Origin of the sequence: Mycobacteroides franklinii (genome assembly GCF_002013895.1) — a bacterium.
Classification (GTDB): domain Bacteria; phylum Actinomycetota; class Actinomycetes; order Mycobacteriales; family Mycobacteriaceae; genus Mycobacterium; species Mycobacterium franklinii.
This window is the reverse complement of sequence record NZ_MAFQ01000007.1, coordinates 241,034-254,629: the sequence shown is the minus strand read 5'-3', so window position 1 is coordinate 254,629 and position 13,596 is coordinate 241,034. Positions and strand designations below refer to the sequence as shown.

Sequence of the window (13,596 nt, the reverse complement as noted above, 5' to 3'; positions counted from 1 at the left end):
TTGACATCGCTGTGTCGGGCGACGCGACGCGGCGTCCAACTATTGCGACGAAGCCGTATCCAGAAAGGTCAACCGGTGCGAGTAGTGGTGATGGGCTGCGGGCGCGTGGGCGCTGCGTTAGCCTGCGGCCTGGCAAGGATCGGCCATGAGGTGGCGATCATCGATAAGGAAGCCTCCGCGTTCAACCGGCTCGGCCCCGAATTCACTGGCGAACGCATCGTCGGCATGGGTTTTGATCGCGATGTGCTGTTGCGGGCCGGGATCGAACGGGCCCAGGCGTTCGCCGCGGTTTCCTCCGGCGACAACTCGAACATCATCTCGGCCCGGGCGGCCCGCGAAACCTTCGGCGTCGAGCGCGTCGTCGCCCGCATCTACGACGCCAAGCGCGCCGCGGTCTACGAACGGCTGGGCATCCCCACGGTCGCGACCGTGCCGTGGGCTACCGATCGGCTGCTGCACGCCCTCACACGCGAAAGCGACACCACCAAATGGCGCGATCCGTCCGGCTCGGTAGTCGTGACCGAGCTCGCACTGCACGAAGAATGGATCGGCAAGCGCGTCACGGCGCTAGAGACCGCCACCGGCGCGCGGGCGGCCTTCATCATCCGGTTCGGCACCGGCGTGCTGCCTGACGCCAAGACGGTGATCCAGGACGGCGACGAGGTCTACGTCTCCGCAGTATCGGGCCGGGCCGCCGAGGCGATGGCCATCGCGGCCCAGCCACCGGGCGAGGACGCCGACGACGACCACGGAGGTGCCCGATGAAGGTCGCCATCGGAGGCGCCGGCGCCGTCGGGCGCTCGATCGCGCGCGAGCTCATCGAGAGCCGTCATGACGTCACACTGCTGGAACGCAACCCCGACCACATCGATCCGGAGGCGGTGCCCGAGGCGCATTGGCGGCTCGGCGATGCCTGTGAGATCAGCCTGCTGGAAGCCGAGGAGCTGCACACCTTCGACGTGGTGATCGCGGCAACCGGTGACGACAAGGCCAATCTGGTACTGAGCCTGCTGGCCAAAACCGAGTTCGCGGTGGCCCGTGTGGTGGCCCGGGTGAACGACCCCCGCAACGAGTGGCTGTTCGACGAGGCCTGGGGCGTTGACGTCGCGGTGTCCACGCCACGAATGCTGGCCTCCCTCGTCGAAGAGGCCGTCGCCGTCGGTGACGTGGTGCGGCTCATGGAGTTCCGCAAGGGACAGGCCAACCTGGTGGAGATCACGCTGCCCGACGACACCCCGTGGGGCGGTAAGCCGGTACGCAAGTTGGAACTCCCCCGCGACGCGGTGCTGGTGGCGATTCTGCGCGGATCGCGCGTCATTCCGGCACAGCCCGACGAACCCCTTGAGGGTGGCGACGAGCTGATCCTGGTGGCCACCGCCGAGATCGAGGACGAGCTGCATCGGGCAGTGCTGCCCGAGTAGCTAGGACTAGGCGGTCGGCGCTGGCCCGACCGTCTGGTCCTGCGCCGCCTGATCGGTGTGGCGTCGCACGTAACGGATCACCAGCAGAGTGACCAACGCGCCGACTGCCGTCAGGGGCCAGCCCATGGCGATCTTCGCCCCACCCAGCCAGGCCGTGTTCCCCGCGAGGTACAGCCACTCCTGCACAACGAATCTGACGGCGAACAACGCGATCCAGGCCACCGTCGCGATATCAAAGGCCGCCACGACGCGCCTATTACCGCGCCAGGACATGTCTCCCCCGGTCGCCCAGCTGTAGGCATAGCCGACGATAGGGCGGCGGATGATGACCGACACCAGGAACACGATGCCCCAGAAGAAGTTGGCCCAGATGCCAATGAGGAAGTAGCCCTTGGCCTCGCCGAGGAGATAGGCGATGAGCGCACTGATACCGACACTGATGAAACCCGATACCGCCGGCTGCAGCGATTCCCGCCGTACCAGCCGCCAGATCAGGACCAGAGTCGCGGCAACCAGTGCGGAGATGATCGCGGGGACGAGAGAGGACACGCTGACCGCGACGACGAAGACGATTACCGGGATCGACGAGTAGACGATGCCCTGCCATCCGCCGGCCTGATGCCACATCTCGTGCAGCGGTGAGCTGCCCGGTTCCTCGGGTTTGGTCCCGGGCACGCTGATCTTCAGATGCGGGCCCTCGTGCGCGTCTAATGCACCCGAGCCGTCGGGCTCGTGTGCTGAGGTTTCCGGCACTTAGCGCTGAATCTCGTAGTACGGATTGTGAATCACCTTGCCGCCGTTCTCAAGCTTGCCGAGGCGACCGCGCACCAGCAGGGTGCGACCCGATTCGATGCCGGGGATGCGGCGCTGACCCAGCCAGACCAGCATCACGGTGTCGGTGCCGTCGAACAGCTCGGCTTTCACGCCTGCCACACAGCCCTTGGAATTGGTTTCGACCGTACGCAGCGTTCCGCACATGGTGACTTCTTGGCCGCGTTGACAATCGATGACGCGCTGAGCACCGGTGGCGGCGGCGTCGTCACCGATTTTCTCGGCGTCTACTTGATCCAGGTCCTCTGTCAGTCGACGGGTAAGTCGACGCAGATAACCGCCGGTGGTAGCCACTTCCAGTCCTGGCCTCTCAACATGCGCAATCGGTTGATGCATCCGCCACGGTAGACCCTTGCGCCCCGCGATGCCAGGCGACCCCCGGGGTGTCCCGCGCACCGGGCAAAATCAGGGGCGTGACGTCCATCAACGCTCTTCACGCACACGGCTCATCCCCAAAACTTGATGGCCACACCGCTGTTCTGATGCCCGGCACGGGCTCCGATGACGACTTCATCAACCGGGCCTTCGGCCCAGCCCTCGCCACGGCGGGAGCGACCCTGATCGCGGTGCGCCCAGAACCGAATGACCTGGTCAACGGGTATCGGCGGGCGCTCGACCGAGCCGCTCGGGGAGGACCGATCGTGGTAGGCGGGGTGTCCATCGGCACCGCCGTGGCCCTGACATGGGCATTGCAGAATCCCGGGGCGACAGTGGCGGTGCTGGCCGCGATGCCCGCATGGACCGGAGCGCCGGAAAACTCACCGGCCTCGGTGTCGGCGCGCGTCACCGCCGAATCGCTGCGCTCCGACGGGCTGGCCGCGGTGACCGCCGCGATGCAGGCCAGCAGCCCCGGCTGGCTCGCTGCCGAGCTCACCCGATCATGGGCCGTCCAGTGGCCGGGCCTGCCCGATGCCATGGAGGAGGTCTCGGCCTACGTGAATCCGTCCGCCGACGATATCCGCGGGCTGACCGTGCCCTTGGCGGTGGCAGCGGCCACCGATGACCCGATCCACCCGCTCGCGGTAGGCCAGGACTGGGCGTCCTGGGCGCCGCGCGCGGCGCTGCGTACCTTCACTCTGGATCAGTTGGGGGCCGACCCGACGTGCCTGGGACGGGCGTGTGTCGACGCGCTCAGTGATATCTGAGTCACAGTCCACGCGCCGCAGGGTCGGCGGTGGCCTCGATCTTGAGCACCAGACCATCGCGCACCGTCAGGGTGACCACCGCGAAGAGCCGGCGCCGCGCGAAGGCAAGAAGAACCGGCTGTCCGAACGGCCCACCTACCAGCGTGGCGCCATGCCCGAGATACATGAGCAAGTTGGTGGCGACATCGGTGCGCCCGTGGTTGACCTGCGGCGGGGGCGCGGGATCCCCAATGATGGTGCCGATCCCCCACACGCTGGGATCTAGGACCGCCATCAACCCACTCAGGTCGCCGTGGGCGCATGCGCTGACGAACTTCTCGATCAGCTGCCGATGCTCGGCACCTGTGACATCACTGGCCCGCGATGCGGACTGCTGGAATCGGGTACGCGCGCGCCGGGCCAGTTGGCGACAGGTACCCACCGGGCGGCCCACCGTCGACGCGATCTCCTCGAACGGGACCCCGAAGACGTCGTGCAGGACGAAGGCGACGCGTTCACCTGGGCTCAGCGAGCGCAACACCTCCAGCAGGGCGCCGCGCACCTCATCGTCCAGGGTGACCCGATCAGCGGGATCCTCACTCACCGAAACATGCAGTGGTGCAGACGATTCGACCATGGATGCGGTACTAGCCCGCTCGCGGCGCATCCGCGCCGAACGCAGCTGATCCAGACACAACCGACCCGTCACCACCGACAACCAGGCACGCGGCTCGTCGATCTCCGCCTCGTCGGCACGCGCCAGCCGAACGAACGCTTCCTGGGCCGCGTCCTCGGCATCGCCGATGTCTCCGAGCATTTGATAGGCCAGGTTCACCAGGTACGGGTAATGGTCGCGCCAGGCCGCGGCCACCAGCGCGTCGTGAGTATTCGAAGAACTCATGTCGCTACGACGATTCCGCGGCCCGGAAAGTTACCGCCGCCGCCGGTAACTTTCGGCGCTCGCGCCCCGTCGTACTCATGTGGGCCACCAACCCAGCTGAATACCATCCCGAACCTCCCGAATTGGAGCACCCGACATGACAATTCTCGTCACCGGCGCAACAGGCAATGTGGGACGCCCACTTGTCGACCTACTCGCCGCGGCAGGCGCCGACGTACGTGCGGTCACCCGGCGTCCAGCGCACGCGAACTTCTCACCGCGGGTCGTAACCGTCGAATCGGCCCGAGCCGGGCTCAGCGGCGCCACCTCGGTCTTCCTGAATTCACGAGCATTGGGAGAGGATCTCCTCCACTTCGTGAATCAGGCTGTGCACGAGGGGGTTACGCGACTCGTCGCGCTGTCCGCCATCAACTGCGAGGATGATTTCTCCCGCCAGCCATCCCGGTTCCGCGGCGACCGGAACAAAGAGGTGGAACGGTACGCCGTCGAGTCCGGGCTGGAGTGGGTGAGTCTGCGCCCGACCGTGTTCGCATCCAACTTTCTCGGCATGTGGGGCGGCCAGCTGACGGCGGGTGATGTGATCCGTGGACCGTACGCAGCAGCTTCGGCCGCGCCCATCTCCGACCGGGATATCTCCGGCGTCGCCGCCCGTGCGCTGCTCACAGACGACCTGATCGGGCAGCGCATCTCGTTGACCGGCCCACAGGCGTTCACCAATGCCGGCCTGGTCGCGGTGCTGGGGAAAGTACTGGGACGCCCCCTGGAGTACGAGCAAGTTGCCGATGGTCTGGTACGTCAGCGCTTCGTTGGTCTGGGATTCCCGGTGGATTTCGCCGACGCGTACCTGGCCATGCAGGCAGCCACCATCACCGAACCGGCCGTGGTGACCCACGAGGTGGACCGGATACTCGGGCGTCCCGCAGAGACATTCGCGGCCTGGGCCAACAGATTTCGAGCCGAGTTCGCACCCGCAGAATTCGCGGCGCAGCAGGGACGGTGACCATGACGAGCGCACAGCCACCCCGGTGGCTCAAACCGATGAACAAGCTCGTGCGGGCCTTTCACCGCCTCGGCATCCCCACGGGTCCGGCGATGGTGCTCACAGTCCCCGGCAGGAAAACCGGCCAGCCTCGCCCCACGCCGATCACACCGTTTGATATGGACGGCCGGCTGTTCGCCGTCGGCGGCTATCCGGGCTCTGACTGGGCGCGTAATGCCGCCGCGGCCGGTTCCGGAACACTCACCAGACGAAACCGTGTCCAGCACGTCAGGATCGTCACCGTGCCACCTGAGGCGGCACGACGCGTGCTGCGGGAATTCGCCCTGAAGGTTCCGGTGGGTGTGCGGTTCGCCAAGAGCGCCGGATTGGTGCGGCACGGAACTCCCGAAGAGTTCGAGGCGCTGGCCGGAACGCTATCGGTGTTCCGGTTCGATCCGGATTAGGTTCCGATCTAGCCGCCGGTGATGGTGGAGCGCAGCTGCTGCATCGCCGACCCGGAGACGCTGCGGCGGGCCACCGGCGTCGGATCGTCTTGCGGCGCGGGTTCCTGGGCGACGGCCTCGGTTTCAGCCTGGGCCATCGCCTGGGCCTGCGCCTGCTGTAGCTGCTCCAGCATCGGTGCGGGCAGCGCCACCGGCAGCGGGGTCCGCACCGGGTAGGGACTCTCATCGCGACGCACGACGGTATCGGCGACCGCCTCGCGCGCCTCCTGCGCCAACGCGTCGAAGGTCTCGGCGGGTCCTTGCAGCACACAGCGGATCATCCACCGGTAGCCGTCGACGCCGATGAACCGCACGGAGCCGCCCTCGGCGACTCCGACGACCTCGCGGCCCCAGGGGCCGTCGGTGATGGAGACCTCGGCGGCTTCCTTGCGCAACGACTCAGCCAGTTCGCCGGCGATCTCGCGCCACAGACCGGCGGATTTCGGGGCGGCATAGGCGGCCACCGAGTAGCGCCCGTTGGGTGTCAGCACGAAGACCGCACCGGGCGCACCCGCCGCGGTCAACTCGACCTGGATCTGCCCTGCCTCGGGTACCGGGATGAGCACCGAGCCCAGGTCCAGGCGCCCGACTCCGGCGTCCTCGGGGCTGTCGAAGTCCTCGATTTCGTATGGGCCGTCAAATGTTTCGTCCGACCCCGAGCCCGACGCGGAGGCGTCGGCTGCGTCATCCAGGTCGTTGAGACCACCGCTGCGGTGTAAAGCCATCACAAACTCGCATGTCCGCCGCTAGAGCCGTGCCCACCCGTGCCTCGGGTCGTCACGGCCAGACCGGCCTCGTCAAAGGAATCCACCTCAACCAACTCGGGCAACTCGACCTGCTGGATCAGCAGCTGCGCGATCCGGTCGCCACGGGCGATGACGATCGGAGTCTCCGGATCCAGGTTGATCAGGCTGAGCTTCACCTCGCCACGGTACCCGGCGTCGATCGTGCCGGGGCTGTTGACGATCGAAAGGCCCACGCGCGCAGCCAGGCCCGAACGCGGATGCACCAACCCGACCATCCCACTCGGGACAGCCACGGCGATACCGGTGCCCACCAGCGCCCGGCGGCCGGGTTCGATCACGATGTCCTCGGCGCTGTAGAGATCGACCCCCGCATCATCGGCATGTGCACGGGAAGGCAGGGGAAGCTCTCGATCGAGGCGAACGATCGCCAATCTCGTAGGTGTGGGCACGATCGCCCAGACTACCCTTGGCCGCGTGACGGACTCCCCCAGCAACACGACCAACATCCGCTATCTCGAGCGGCTGTGGGTTCCATGGTGGTGGGCGCTGCCCGGCTTCGGTGCGGCGACGCTGATCGGGCTGGAAATCAATCAGAGCATGCGCCAGCTGCCCGGCTGGGTTCCGTACCCGATCCTGTTCGCGATCGTCGCCGGAGTCTTGTTGTGGTTCAGCAGGATCCGCGTGGAGGTCACTACCGGGCCGGATGGCGCCACCGAGCTGCGCGCCGGGTCGGCGCATCTACCGGTCAGCGTGATCGCCAAGTCCGCGGAGATTCCCGCCACCGCGAAAAGCGCGGCGCTCGGCCGCCAGCTCGACCCGGCGGCCTTCGTCGTGCATCGGGCATGGATCGGCCCGATGGTTCTGGTGGTCCTCGACGATGCCGACGACCCCACTCCCTACTGGTTGGTGAGCAGCCGCCACCCCGACCGGGTGTTGGCGGCCCTACGGAGCTAGTCCTCGACTAGCTCCGCACTCAGGCCGCGCAGTCGGTGCAGATCAACTGGCCATTCTTCTCACTGGCCAGGCGGCTGCGGTGATGCACCAGGAAGCAGCTCGAACAGGTGAACTCGTCGGCCTGCTTCGGGATAACCCGCACCGAAAGTTCCTCGCCGGACAGGTCGGCGCCTGGTAGCTCGAACGATTCGGCGGTTTCTGCTTCATCGACATCGACCACCGCCGACTGTGCTTCGTTACGACGAGCCTTGAGCTCCTCTAACGAGTCCTCTGACACATCGTCGGCGTCGGATCGCCTCGGAGCGTCGTAGTCGGTAGCCATGCGTCCATCCCCTTATCAACATCTCGTCATCAAGCTTCTGCATAGGCGCAGCAAGGCTTTGTACCAGGCTGAAACGGACATCACAAACTATTAGTGCCCGTATCGCGCCGGTTCTTTGTGTGATTTACATCACACGGTAGTGGACGCCCCGTCTATTTCGCTGTCTGTCGCCGGGAAGTCCGCTGGCCTAGAGTGCCATCCGTGGTCGCAGACATCACCGAGGGCACCTCCGTAGACAGCTACGGACGCCCGTTCCGCCGCCGGAACTATTTGCCAGCACTGATCCTTGGCATCGCGTTGCTGGCCGTCACCGTTTTCGCCTGGGCGTCGGCGCTCACCCGCGAAGCGCCGGTCAAAGAGGCCACGGCCTGCAACCCGCCCGCTCAGCAGGCCGATCCCGGGTCAGGGACCATCGGTAAGCCGGTCTCGCGCTCGGCGCTTGCGGGAACCAGCCCCGCCACACTGAACGAGGTCAAGCTGCGTGTGCTGAACGCCAATGGCCAGGCCGGCCAGGCCGGTGATGTGTCCGCCTCGCTGCGCGATCTGGGATTCCCCGCACCCACCGCCGACAACGACCCCTTCTACCCCAGCGGATCCCGCCTGAACTGCGTTGGACAGATCCGATTCGGAGAATCCGGATATGCCAACGCGCTGACGTTGTCGCTGGTGGCTCCGTGCGTCGAGTTCGTGGAGGACAAGCGGTCGGATGACTCCGTGGACCTGGCACTCGGCAGCGGGTTTACCGAGCTCGCCTCCGGTAACGCGGTCACTTCGGCCCTGAACAGCCTCAAGCCCGGCAGCCAGGCCAATTCGGATCTGATCAGCCGGGCGCGGCAGAGCACCTGCTAGCCGGGAATCGGCGCCATCGCGCCGATGTCGGTCAGCAGCTGACCGAGCTGGGCGGCAATTCCGGGCGCCATCGCGGCGATGAGAGCGCCGTCGGCGCTCCGAGCGTTCGCGTCGGGCAGCACCAGTACCGCACCCGCCTCGCGGGCGATGAGCGCACCCGCAGCCCAGTCCCACGGCCCCAAGCCGTGTTCGTACTGGGCATCGACACGCCCCTCGGCCACCCCACACAGGTCAAGGGCGGCCGATCCGATACGCCGAACATCCCGCACCCGGGGCAATAGTTGCGCCACCAGCTGCGCCTGACGCTCGCGGCGCACCGTCGAATACGCAAAGCCGGTGGCCACCAAGGCAAGATTCGTTTCGCGAACGGGATTGCACGTCAATGGCCGCTGCAGCCCATTCGCCTCGCGTACGGTCGCACCGCCGCCTGAGGCCGCCGAGAAGACACGATCCGCCACGACATCGGCTACCGCACCCGCCACGGACACTCCGTCCACCTGAGCGGCCACAGACACCGCGTATGCCGGAATTCCATAGACAAAATTGACGGTTCCGTCGATCGGATCGATGACCCACCGCACCTGTGGCGCGCCGCCTGCCCGCAGAGCATCCGAAGTCGAGCCGCCGCTTTCCCCGTCCTCCTCACCCAGGATCGTGTCCTCGGGTCGCAGGGAGGCCAACCGCCGGCGCAGCAGCCGTTCACAGTCGGTATCGACGAGTGTCACCGGATCGGTCGCGGAGCTCTTGGTACGCACGGACGCCGTCCAGTCGACGGTGCCGCGACGATGCCGCACGAATTCAGCGGCCTCGGACGCCAGCCGCACCGCCACCGAACGTAATGCTCCCGGATCGATTCCCACACACCTATCGCAGCACAGCCGGGAGCGACACGCGCGGTGCCCCGGTGGGCACTAGGGTGTCACTCGCATTCAGTGTGTTCCGGCTGTGTTCGCTGTCCGCGTTCGCCAGCCACGTAGACCCAGGACCAAGGAGCGCCGATGACCGCCACCGAATCCGGACCGGCCGCACCCGCAACGCCAGCCGGCGATACCGAGCAGCGTGGGTTCGGCATCGACGTCGGCGGCAGCGGCATCAAGGGCGCGGTCATTGACCTGACGACCGGCGAGATGATCGGCGAGCGGGTCAAATACCCCACTCCGCAGCCCGCCACACCGAAGGCGGTCGCAGAGACCATCGCCACAGTCGTCCGTGATTTCTCCTGGACAGGGCCCGTCGGCGTGACGTATCCCGGTGTGATCGTGCACGGCGAGGCGCGCACCGCCGCCAACGTCGACAAATCGTGGCTGGGCGTCAACGTCCACGACATCATCAGCGCTGAGCTGGGCGGCCAAACCGTCACCGTGCTCAACGACGCCGATGCCGCCGGGCTGGCCGAGGACCGCTACGGCGCGGGCAAGGACCAATCGGGTGTGATCGTCCTGCTGACCTTCGGAACCGGTATCGGGTCCGCCGTCCTGCACAACGGAATCCTGTTGCCCAATACCGAATTCGGGCATATCGAGGTCGGTGGCATGGAGGCCGAGCACCGCGCGGCGTCATCGGTCAAGGAAAAGAACGATTGGAGCTATAAGCAGTGGGCGCCCGAGGTCACCAAGGTCCTGGAGGCGGTGGAGAACGCGCTGTGGCCCGACCTGTTCATCGTGGGCGGCGGCATCAGCCGCAAGGCCGACAAATGGGTGCCGCTGCTGACCAATCGCACCCCGGTGGTGGCGGCTGCTCTGCAGAACAGCGCGGGGATCGTCGGCGCGGCGATGGCCGCACACGCTGGCGTTTCGCCTTAGCTTTTTCACAGGTTATGCATTCTTGTCGTTACAATGGCATTCAGATAGCCGCACGCAGGGCCACGCAGGTGCTCCCCCCGCAGCGACGAACATTAAGCAGACAGCCAAATTCTCGATTTTGCATGCCCATGCGCGTCGAAGAAGTAGCCAGGAAAGGGCGTACGTGGCAGCCACGAAAGCAGCTCCGGTAACGCAGGCCACCGCCGAGACACCCGAGACACCTTTGAAGACGACCGCCGCCAAGGCAGCGCCGGCCAAGAAGGCACCCGCCAAGAAGGCACCGGCCAAGAAGGCACCCGCGAAGGCAACCGCCAAGGCGCCCGCGAAGAAAGCGCCCGCGAAGAAGGCACCGGCCAAGAAGGCTGCCGCGAAGGCAACCGATCCCGCCCTCGAGCCGCAGGGCAGTGCCGAAGACGCCGATATCGAGCCCGGTGAGGATCTCGAGGTTGACCTCGCCGACGACGCGGACATCGAGGCCGACCTGGCCGAGGTTGCCGCCGAGCCCGAGCCGGAGGCGGAAGCCGACAGCGACGAGCCCTCCGAGAAGGACAAGGCATCAGGCGATTTCGTCTGGGACGAAGAAGAGTCCGAGGCGCTGCGGCAGGCCCGCAAGGACGCCGAGCTCACCGCTTCCGCGGACTCGGTGCGTGCCTACCTCAAGCAGATCGGCAAGGTGGCGCTGCTCAACGCCGAAGAGGAAGTCGAGCTGGCCAAGCGGATCGAGGCCGGCCTGTATGCGACCCAGATCGTCACCGAGCTGACCGAGAAGGGCGAAAAGCTTCCCGCCGCTCAGCGTCGTGACATGTCCTGGATCTGCCGTGACGGAGACCGCGCGAAGAACCATCTGCTGGAGGCGAACCTGCGTCTGGTGGTGTCGCTGGCCAAGCGGTACACCGGCCGTGGCATGGCGTTCCTGGACCTCATCCAGGAAGGCAACCTGGGTCTGATCCGTGCGGTCGAGAAGTTTGACTACACAAAGGGTTACAAGTTCTCGACCTACGCCACCTGGTGGATTCGCCAGGCCATCACCCGCGCGATGGCCGACCAGGCCCGCACCATCCGTATCCCGGTGCACATGGTCGAGGTCATCAACAAGCTCGGCCGCATCCAGCGCGAGCTGCTCCAGGATCTGGGTCGCGAACCCACGCCCGAAGAGCTCGCCAAGGAAATGGACATCACGCCGGAGAAGGTGCTGGAGATCCAGCAGTACGCGCGTGAACCCATCTCGCTGGACCAGACCATCGGTGACGAGGGCGATTCGCAGCTCGGCGATTTCATCGAAGACAGTGAAGCCGTGGTCGCCGTGGATGCGGTGTCCTTCACCCTGTTGCAGGATCAGCTGCAGTCGGTGCTGGAGACGCTCTCCGAGCGCGAGGCCGGCGTGGTGCGTCTGCGGTTCGGTCTCACCGACGGCCAGCCGCGCACCCTCGACGAAATCGGTCAGGTGTACGGGGTCACCCGTGAGCGCATCCGGCAAATCGAATCCAAGACCATGTCGAAGCTGCGCCACCCGAGCCGGTCGCAGGTGCTGCGGGACTACCTCGACTAGTCCCCTTCCGCGCTGGCGAGGACGGCTCCCTTCCCGAACGATCAGCGCGGGCAGGTGTCGAATCGCTCCCGGATGCGTTTCTGCAGGTCGATCGCATCCAGGGTGAAGTACTTCGGGTCCGGTTGGCCCTGGTCGTTGGGTCCGTAGCTGCAGGCACCCACCGAGACCTCACCGTGGAACGTCGGCTCGTTCTGACCGTGCGGTCCGTCCTGTGCTCCCCAGAGAAGACTCATGGGTCGGTCCCTGTCGGCACCCGACGCCGCGATGGTGGCGACGATGTCCTCGTACGCCCTCTCGCGATGGCGGACGTCCGCGGTCAACCGCGTCAGGTACCCCTGTTTCCCGATCCAGACACCGTCGAGTGCGACCGGCATCCGGTCGAGCTGCTGACGGATCGCCGTCTCGCGGTCCGCGGGAAAAGGAAATTCGACATCCCAGAGTGGCTCGCCGCTGGCTTGTTTCGGCTTGAGCACCACCTCGACCTGCCCGCCGCCGACCGCGTTGCGCGCCCGGGCCAGCGCCTCAGGTACCGGCATCGTCAGATCGGTGATGTCGATTCCCGAGTACTGCTCGATCGTTTCGCCGGGGAAGGCGGTCTCCACGCCCCGGAGCTGGTCGACCTGGGTGGTCAGCGCGGCCAGATTCGGATCACCGCCAATCCTGACGACCAGCCGCTTATGTGGTGTGACCGTGATATCGGTCCATTGGGAGAACCCGTCGAAATCCCGGCCCTTCCACCGTCCGAGGGCGCTGACCACGTCGCTGATCTGTGATGCGGTGGCCGTCGGCATCGCCACATCGATGCCCAGCGTCGCTCCCCGCGTGAAGGCGTTTTCGTAGGCCACCGATGCCGAATCCACGCCGGGCATCTGTGTGATCGCCGATTCCAGGCGAGCGGCTTGCTCGTGGCGGTCCGGCGCGCCCGTACAGCCGACAACCACCGCCAGCAGCCCCACGGCCACGGCCATACCCCTGGCACGATGCCGCGCCCCGACCATGGCGACCAGCCTAGCCATCCTGTCGGTGCCGGACGGCATACTCGGCACGGTGAGCACCCTCGGCCATTGCCTGTTCCACACCGCGATCGGCACCTGCGCCATCGCGTGGAGCGCCGAGGGTGTCGTGGCACTTCAGCTTCCGGAGGGCGATGACGCATCCACCGTGGCCAGGATCCGGCGCCCCGGCGGCGACAAGCTTGCACCGCCTCCGTTCGTATCTGACGCGATTGACGGTATTCGGCGTGTGCTCGCCGGTGCAGACGACGATCTGCAATGGATCCCGCTGGATCTGGCCGGCACCACCGATTTCGATCGTGAGGTGTACACGGCAACGCGGGCCATCGGGCCGGGTAAGACCCGCAGCTACGGTGAGGTGGCGGCGATCGTCGGTGCGCCGGGTGCCGCGCAGGCCGTCGGACAGTCGTTGGGGCGCAATCCGATTCCACTGATCGTCCCGTGCCACCGGGTGCTCGCCGCCGATCACAGCCTGCATGGCTTCTCCGCTTACGGCGGTGTCATGACCAAACGCGAACTGCTCAGACTCGAGCACGCCCCCGGTTTCGACGACCCCACCCTGTTCTGAAGCGAAAGCCACATCGCGGGTCTACGCTCTAGCC

Annotated in this window: 18 protein-coding genes; 10 read left to right on the top strand and 8 right to left on the bottom strand. The window is 66.4% G+C overall.

What is annotated here, in order from left to right:
• The first annotated feature begins 75 nt into the window (after nucleotides 1–75).
• Nucleotides 76–765, top strand: a complete 690-nt coding sequence (locus B4393_RS14105; protein WP_109558287.1) for a potassium channel family protein — start codon at nucleotides 76–78, stop codon at nucleotides 763–765.
• Nucleotides 762–1,421 carry a potassium channel family protein gene (locus B4393_RS14100; protein ID WP_078278055.1) on the top strand — a complete coding sequence of 220 codons (660 nt, stop codon included), beginning with the start codon at nucleotides 762–764 and terminating at the stop codon, nucleotides 1,419–1,421. The genes B4393_RS14105 and B4393_RS14100 overlap by 4 nt, the downstream gene beginning before the upstream one ends.
• Nucleotides 1,422–1,427: 6 nt before the next feature.
• Here B4393_RS14100 and B4393_RS14095 read toward each other — a convergent pair whose 3' ends face one another.
• Both B4393_RS14095 and B4393_RS14090 read right to left on the bottom strand, forming a co-directional pair.
• Complete coding sequence (locus B4393_RS14095; RefSeq protein ID WP_078334635.1) at nucleotides 1,428–2,174, bottom strand: DUF3159 domain-containing protein; 747 nt, start codon at nucleotides 2,172–2,174, stop codon at nucleotides 1,428–1,430.
• Entirely contained in the window at nucleotides 2,175–2,588 is a 414-nt protein-coding gene (locus tag B4393_RS14090; RefSeq protein ID WP_164911316.1) for an OB-fold nucleic acid binding domain-containing protein, read from the bottom strand.
• Between the two features lie 146 nt (nucleotides 2,589–2,734).
• On the opposite strand from B4393_RS14090, the gene B4393_RS14085 reads away from it, so the two are divergent.
• Nucleotides 2,735–3,397 (top strand): alpha/beta fold hydrolase, encoded by a 663-nt coding sequence (locus B4393_RS14085; protein ID WP_078334634.1) that lies wholly within the window; start codon nucleotides 2,735–2,737, stop codon nucleotides 3,395–3,397.
• A 1-nt stretch (nucleotide 3,398) separates the two neighbouring features.
• On the opposite strand, the gene sigI is transcribed toward B4393_RS14085, so the two are convergent.
• Entirely contained in the window at nucleotides 3,399–4,277 is an 879-nt protein-coding gene (gene sigI / locus B4393_RS14080; RefSeq protein ID WP_078334633.1) for an RNA polymerase sigma factor SigI, read from the bottom strand.
• Between the two features lie 136 nt (nucleotides 4,278–4,413).
• Here sigI and B4393_RS14075 point away from each other — a divergent pair, with 136 nt between their 5' ends.
• Together B4393_RS14075 and B4393_RS14070 are read left to right on the top strand one after the other, a co-directional pair.
• Nucleotides 4,414–5,277 carry an NmrA family NAD(P)-binding protein gene (locus B4393_RS14075; protein ID WP_078334632.1) on the top strand — a complete coding sequence of 288 codons (864 nt, stop codon included), beginning with the start codon at nucleotides 4,414–4,416 and terminating at the stop codon, nucleotides 5,275–5,277.
• A gap of 38 nt (nucleotides 5,278–5,315) precedes the next feature.
• Nucleotides 5,316–5,720 (top strand): nitroreductase family deazaflavin-dependent oxidoreductase, encoded by a 405-nt coding sequence (locus tag B4393_RS14070; protein ID WP_078334709.1) that lies wholly within the window; start codon nucleotides 5,316–5,318, stop codon nucleotides 5,718–5,720.
• 8 nt (nucleotides 5,721–5,728) lie between these two features.
• On the opposite strand, the gene B4393_RS14065 is transcribed toward B4393_RS14070, so the two are convergent.
• Nucleotides 5,729–6,484: a DUF3710 domain-containing protein gene (locus tag B4393_RS14065; protein WP_078278060.1), complete on the bottom strand. Its 756-nt coding sequence runs from the start codon at nucleotides 6,482–6,484 to the stop codon at nucleotides 5,729–5,731.
• Complete coding sequence (gene dut / locus B4393_RS14060) at nucleotides 6,484–6,936, bottom strand: dUTP diphosphatase (protein WP_078334631.1); 453 nt, start codon at nucleotides 6,934–6,936, stop codon at nucleotides 6,484–6,486. Before dut ends, B4393_RS14065 begins: the two co-directional genes overlap by 1 nt.
• Nucleotides 6,937–6,946: 10 nt before the next feature.
• On the opposite strand from dut, the gene B4393_RS14055 reads away from it, so the two are divergent.
• Nucleotides 6,947–7,459 (top strand): DUF3093 domain-containing protein, encoded by a 513-nt coding sequence (locus tag B4393_RS14055; RefSeq protein ID WP_191986963.1) that lies wholly within the window; start codon nucleotides 6,947–6,949, stop codon nucleotides 7,457–7,459.
• A 19-nt stretch (nucleotides 7,460–7,478) separates the two neighbouring features.
• On the opposite strand, the gene B4393_RS14050 is transcribed toward B4393_RS14055, so the two are convergent.
• A complete protein-coding gene (locus B4393_RS14050; RefSeq protein WP_005057245.1) occupies nucleotides 7,479–7,781 on the bottom strand; it encodes a DUF4193 domain-containing protein in 303 nt (100 codons plus the stop codon).
• A 201-nt stretch (nucleotides 7,782–7,982) separates the two neighbouring features.
• Between B4393_RS14050 and cei the strand changes: the two genes are divergently transcribed.
• Nucleotides 7,983–8,630, top strand: coding sequence for an envelope integrity protein Cei (cei, locus tag B4393_RS14045; protein ID WP_078334707.1), 648 nt, complete (start codon nucleotides 7,983–7,985; stop codon nucleotides 8,628–8,630).
• Here cei and B4393_RS14040 read toward each other — a convergent pair.
• Nucleotides 8,627–9,490: an inositol monophosphatase family protein gene (locus B4393_RS14040; RefSeq protein WP_078334630.1), complete on the bottom strand. Its 864-nt coding sequence runs from the start codon at nucleotides 9,488–9,490 to the stop codon at nucleotides 8,627–8,629. The two genes, cei and B4393_RS14040, sit on opposite strands and share 4 nt — an antisense overlap.
• A gap of 138 nt (nucleotides 9,491–9,628) precedes the next feature.
• Between B4393_RS14040 and ppgK the strand changes: the two genes are divergently transcribed.
• The gene (gene ppgK, locus B4393_RS14035; RefSeq protein WP_078334629.1) at nucleotides 9,629–10,432 is read left to right on the top strand and encodes a polyphosphate--glucose phosphotransferase; all 804 of its coding nucleotides are present in this window, start codon (nucleotides 9,629–9,631) and stop codon (nucleotides 10,430–10,432) included.
• A 91-nt stretch (nucleotides 10,433–10,523) separates the two neighbouring features.
• Entirely contained in the window at nucleotides 10,524–11,981 is a 1,458-nt protein-coding gene (locus B4393_RS14030; RefSeq protein WP_078334706.1) for an RNA polymerase sigma factor, read from the top strand.
• A 41-nt stretch (nucleotides 11,982–12,022) separates the two neighbouring features.
• On the opposite strand, the gene B4393_RS14025 is transcribed toward B4393_RS14030, so the two are convergent.
• Complete coding sequence (locus B4393_RS14025) at nucleotides 12,023–12,979, bottom strand: hypothetical protein (RefSeq protein ID WP_078334628.1); 957 nt, start codon at nucleotides 12,977–12,979, stop codon at nucleotides 12,023–12,025.
• A 25-nt stretch (nucleotides 12,980–13,004) separates the two neighbouring features.
• Here B4393_RS14025 and B4393_RS14020 point away from each other — a divergent pair, with 25 nt between their 5' ends.
• Complete coding sequence (locus tag B4393_RS14020; protein ID WP_165758465.1) at nucleotides 13,005–13,562, top strand: methylated-DNA--[protein]-cysteine S-methyltransferase; 558 nt, start codon at nucleotides 13,005–13,007, stop codon at nucleotides 13,560–13,562.
• The last annotated feature ends 34 nt before the right edge of the window (nucleotides 13,563–13,596 follow it).

Bases quoted from the DNA above. Each gene is read 5' to 3' on its own strand.
- B4393_RS14100 (WP_078278055.1), top strand. From the start codon at position 762: ATGAAGGTCGCCATCGGAGGCGCCGGCGCCGTCGGGCGCTCGATCGCG.
- B4393_RS14090 (WP_164911316.1), bottom strand. From the start codon at position 2,588: ATGCATCAACCGATTGCGCATGTTGAGAGGCCAGGACTGGAAGTGGCT.
- B4393_RS14085 (WP_078334634.1), top strand. From the start codon at position 2,735: ATGCCCGGCACGGGCTCCGATGACGACTTCATCAACCGGGCCTTCGGC.
- sigI (WP_078334633.1), bottom strand. From the start codon at position 4,277: ATGAGTTCTTCGAATACTCACGACGCGCTGGTGGCCGCGGCCTGGCGC.
- B4393_RS14075 (WP_078334632.1), top strand. From the start codon at position 4,414: ATGACAATTCTCGTCACCGGCGCAACAGGCAATGTGGGACGCCCACTT.
- B4393_RS14070 (WP_078334709.1), top strand. From the start codon at position 5,316: ATGAACAAGCTCGTGCGGGCCTTTCACCGCCTCGGCATCCCCACGGGT.
- B4393_RS14065 (WP_078278060.1), bottom strand. From the start codon at position 6,484: ATGGCTTTACACCGCAGCGGTGGTCTCAACGACCTGGATGACGCAGCC.
- B4393_RS14050 (WP_005057245.1), bottom strand. From the start codon at position 7,781: ATGGCTACCGACTACGACGCTCCGAGGCGATCCGACGCCGACGATGTG.
- ppgK (WP_078334629.1), top strand. From the start codon at position 9,629: ATGACCGCCACCGAATCCGGACCGGCCGCACCCGCAACGCCAGCCGGC.
- B4393_RS14025 (WP_078334628.1), bottom strand. From the start codon at position 12,979: ATGGTCGGGGCGCGGCATCGTGCCAGGGGTATGGCCGTGGCCGTGGGG.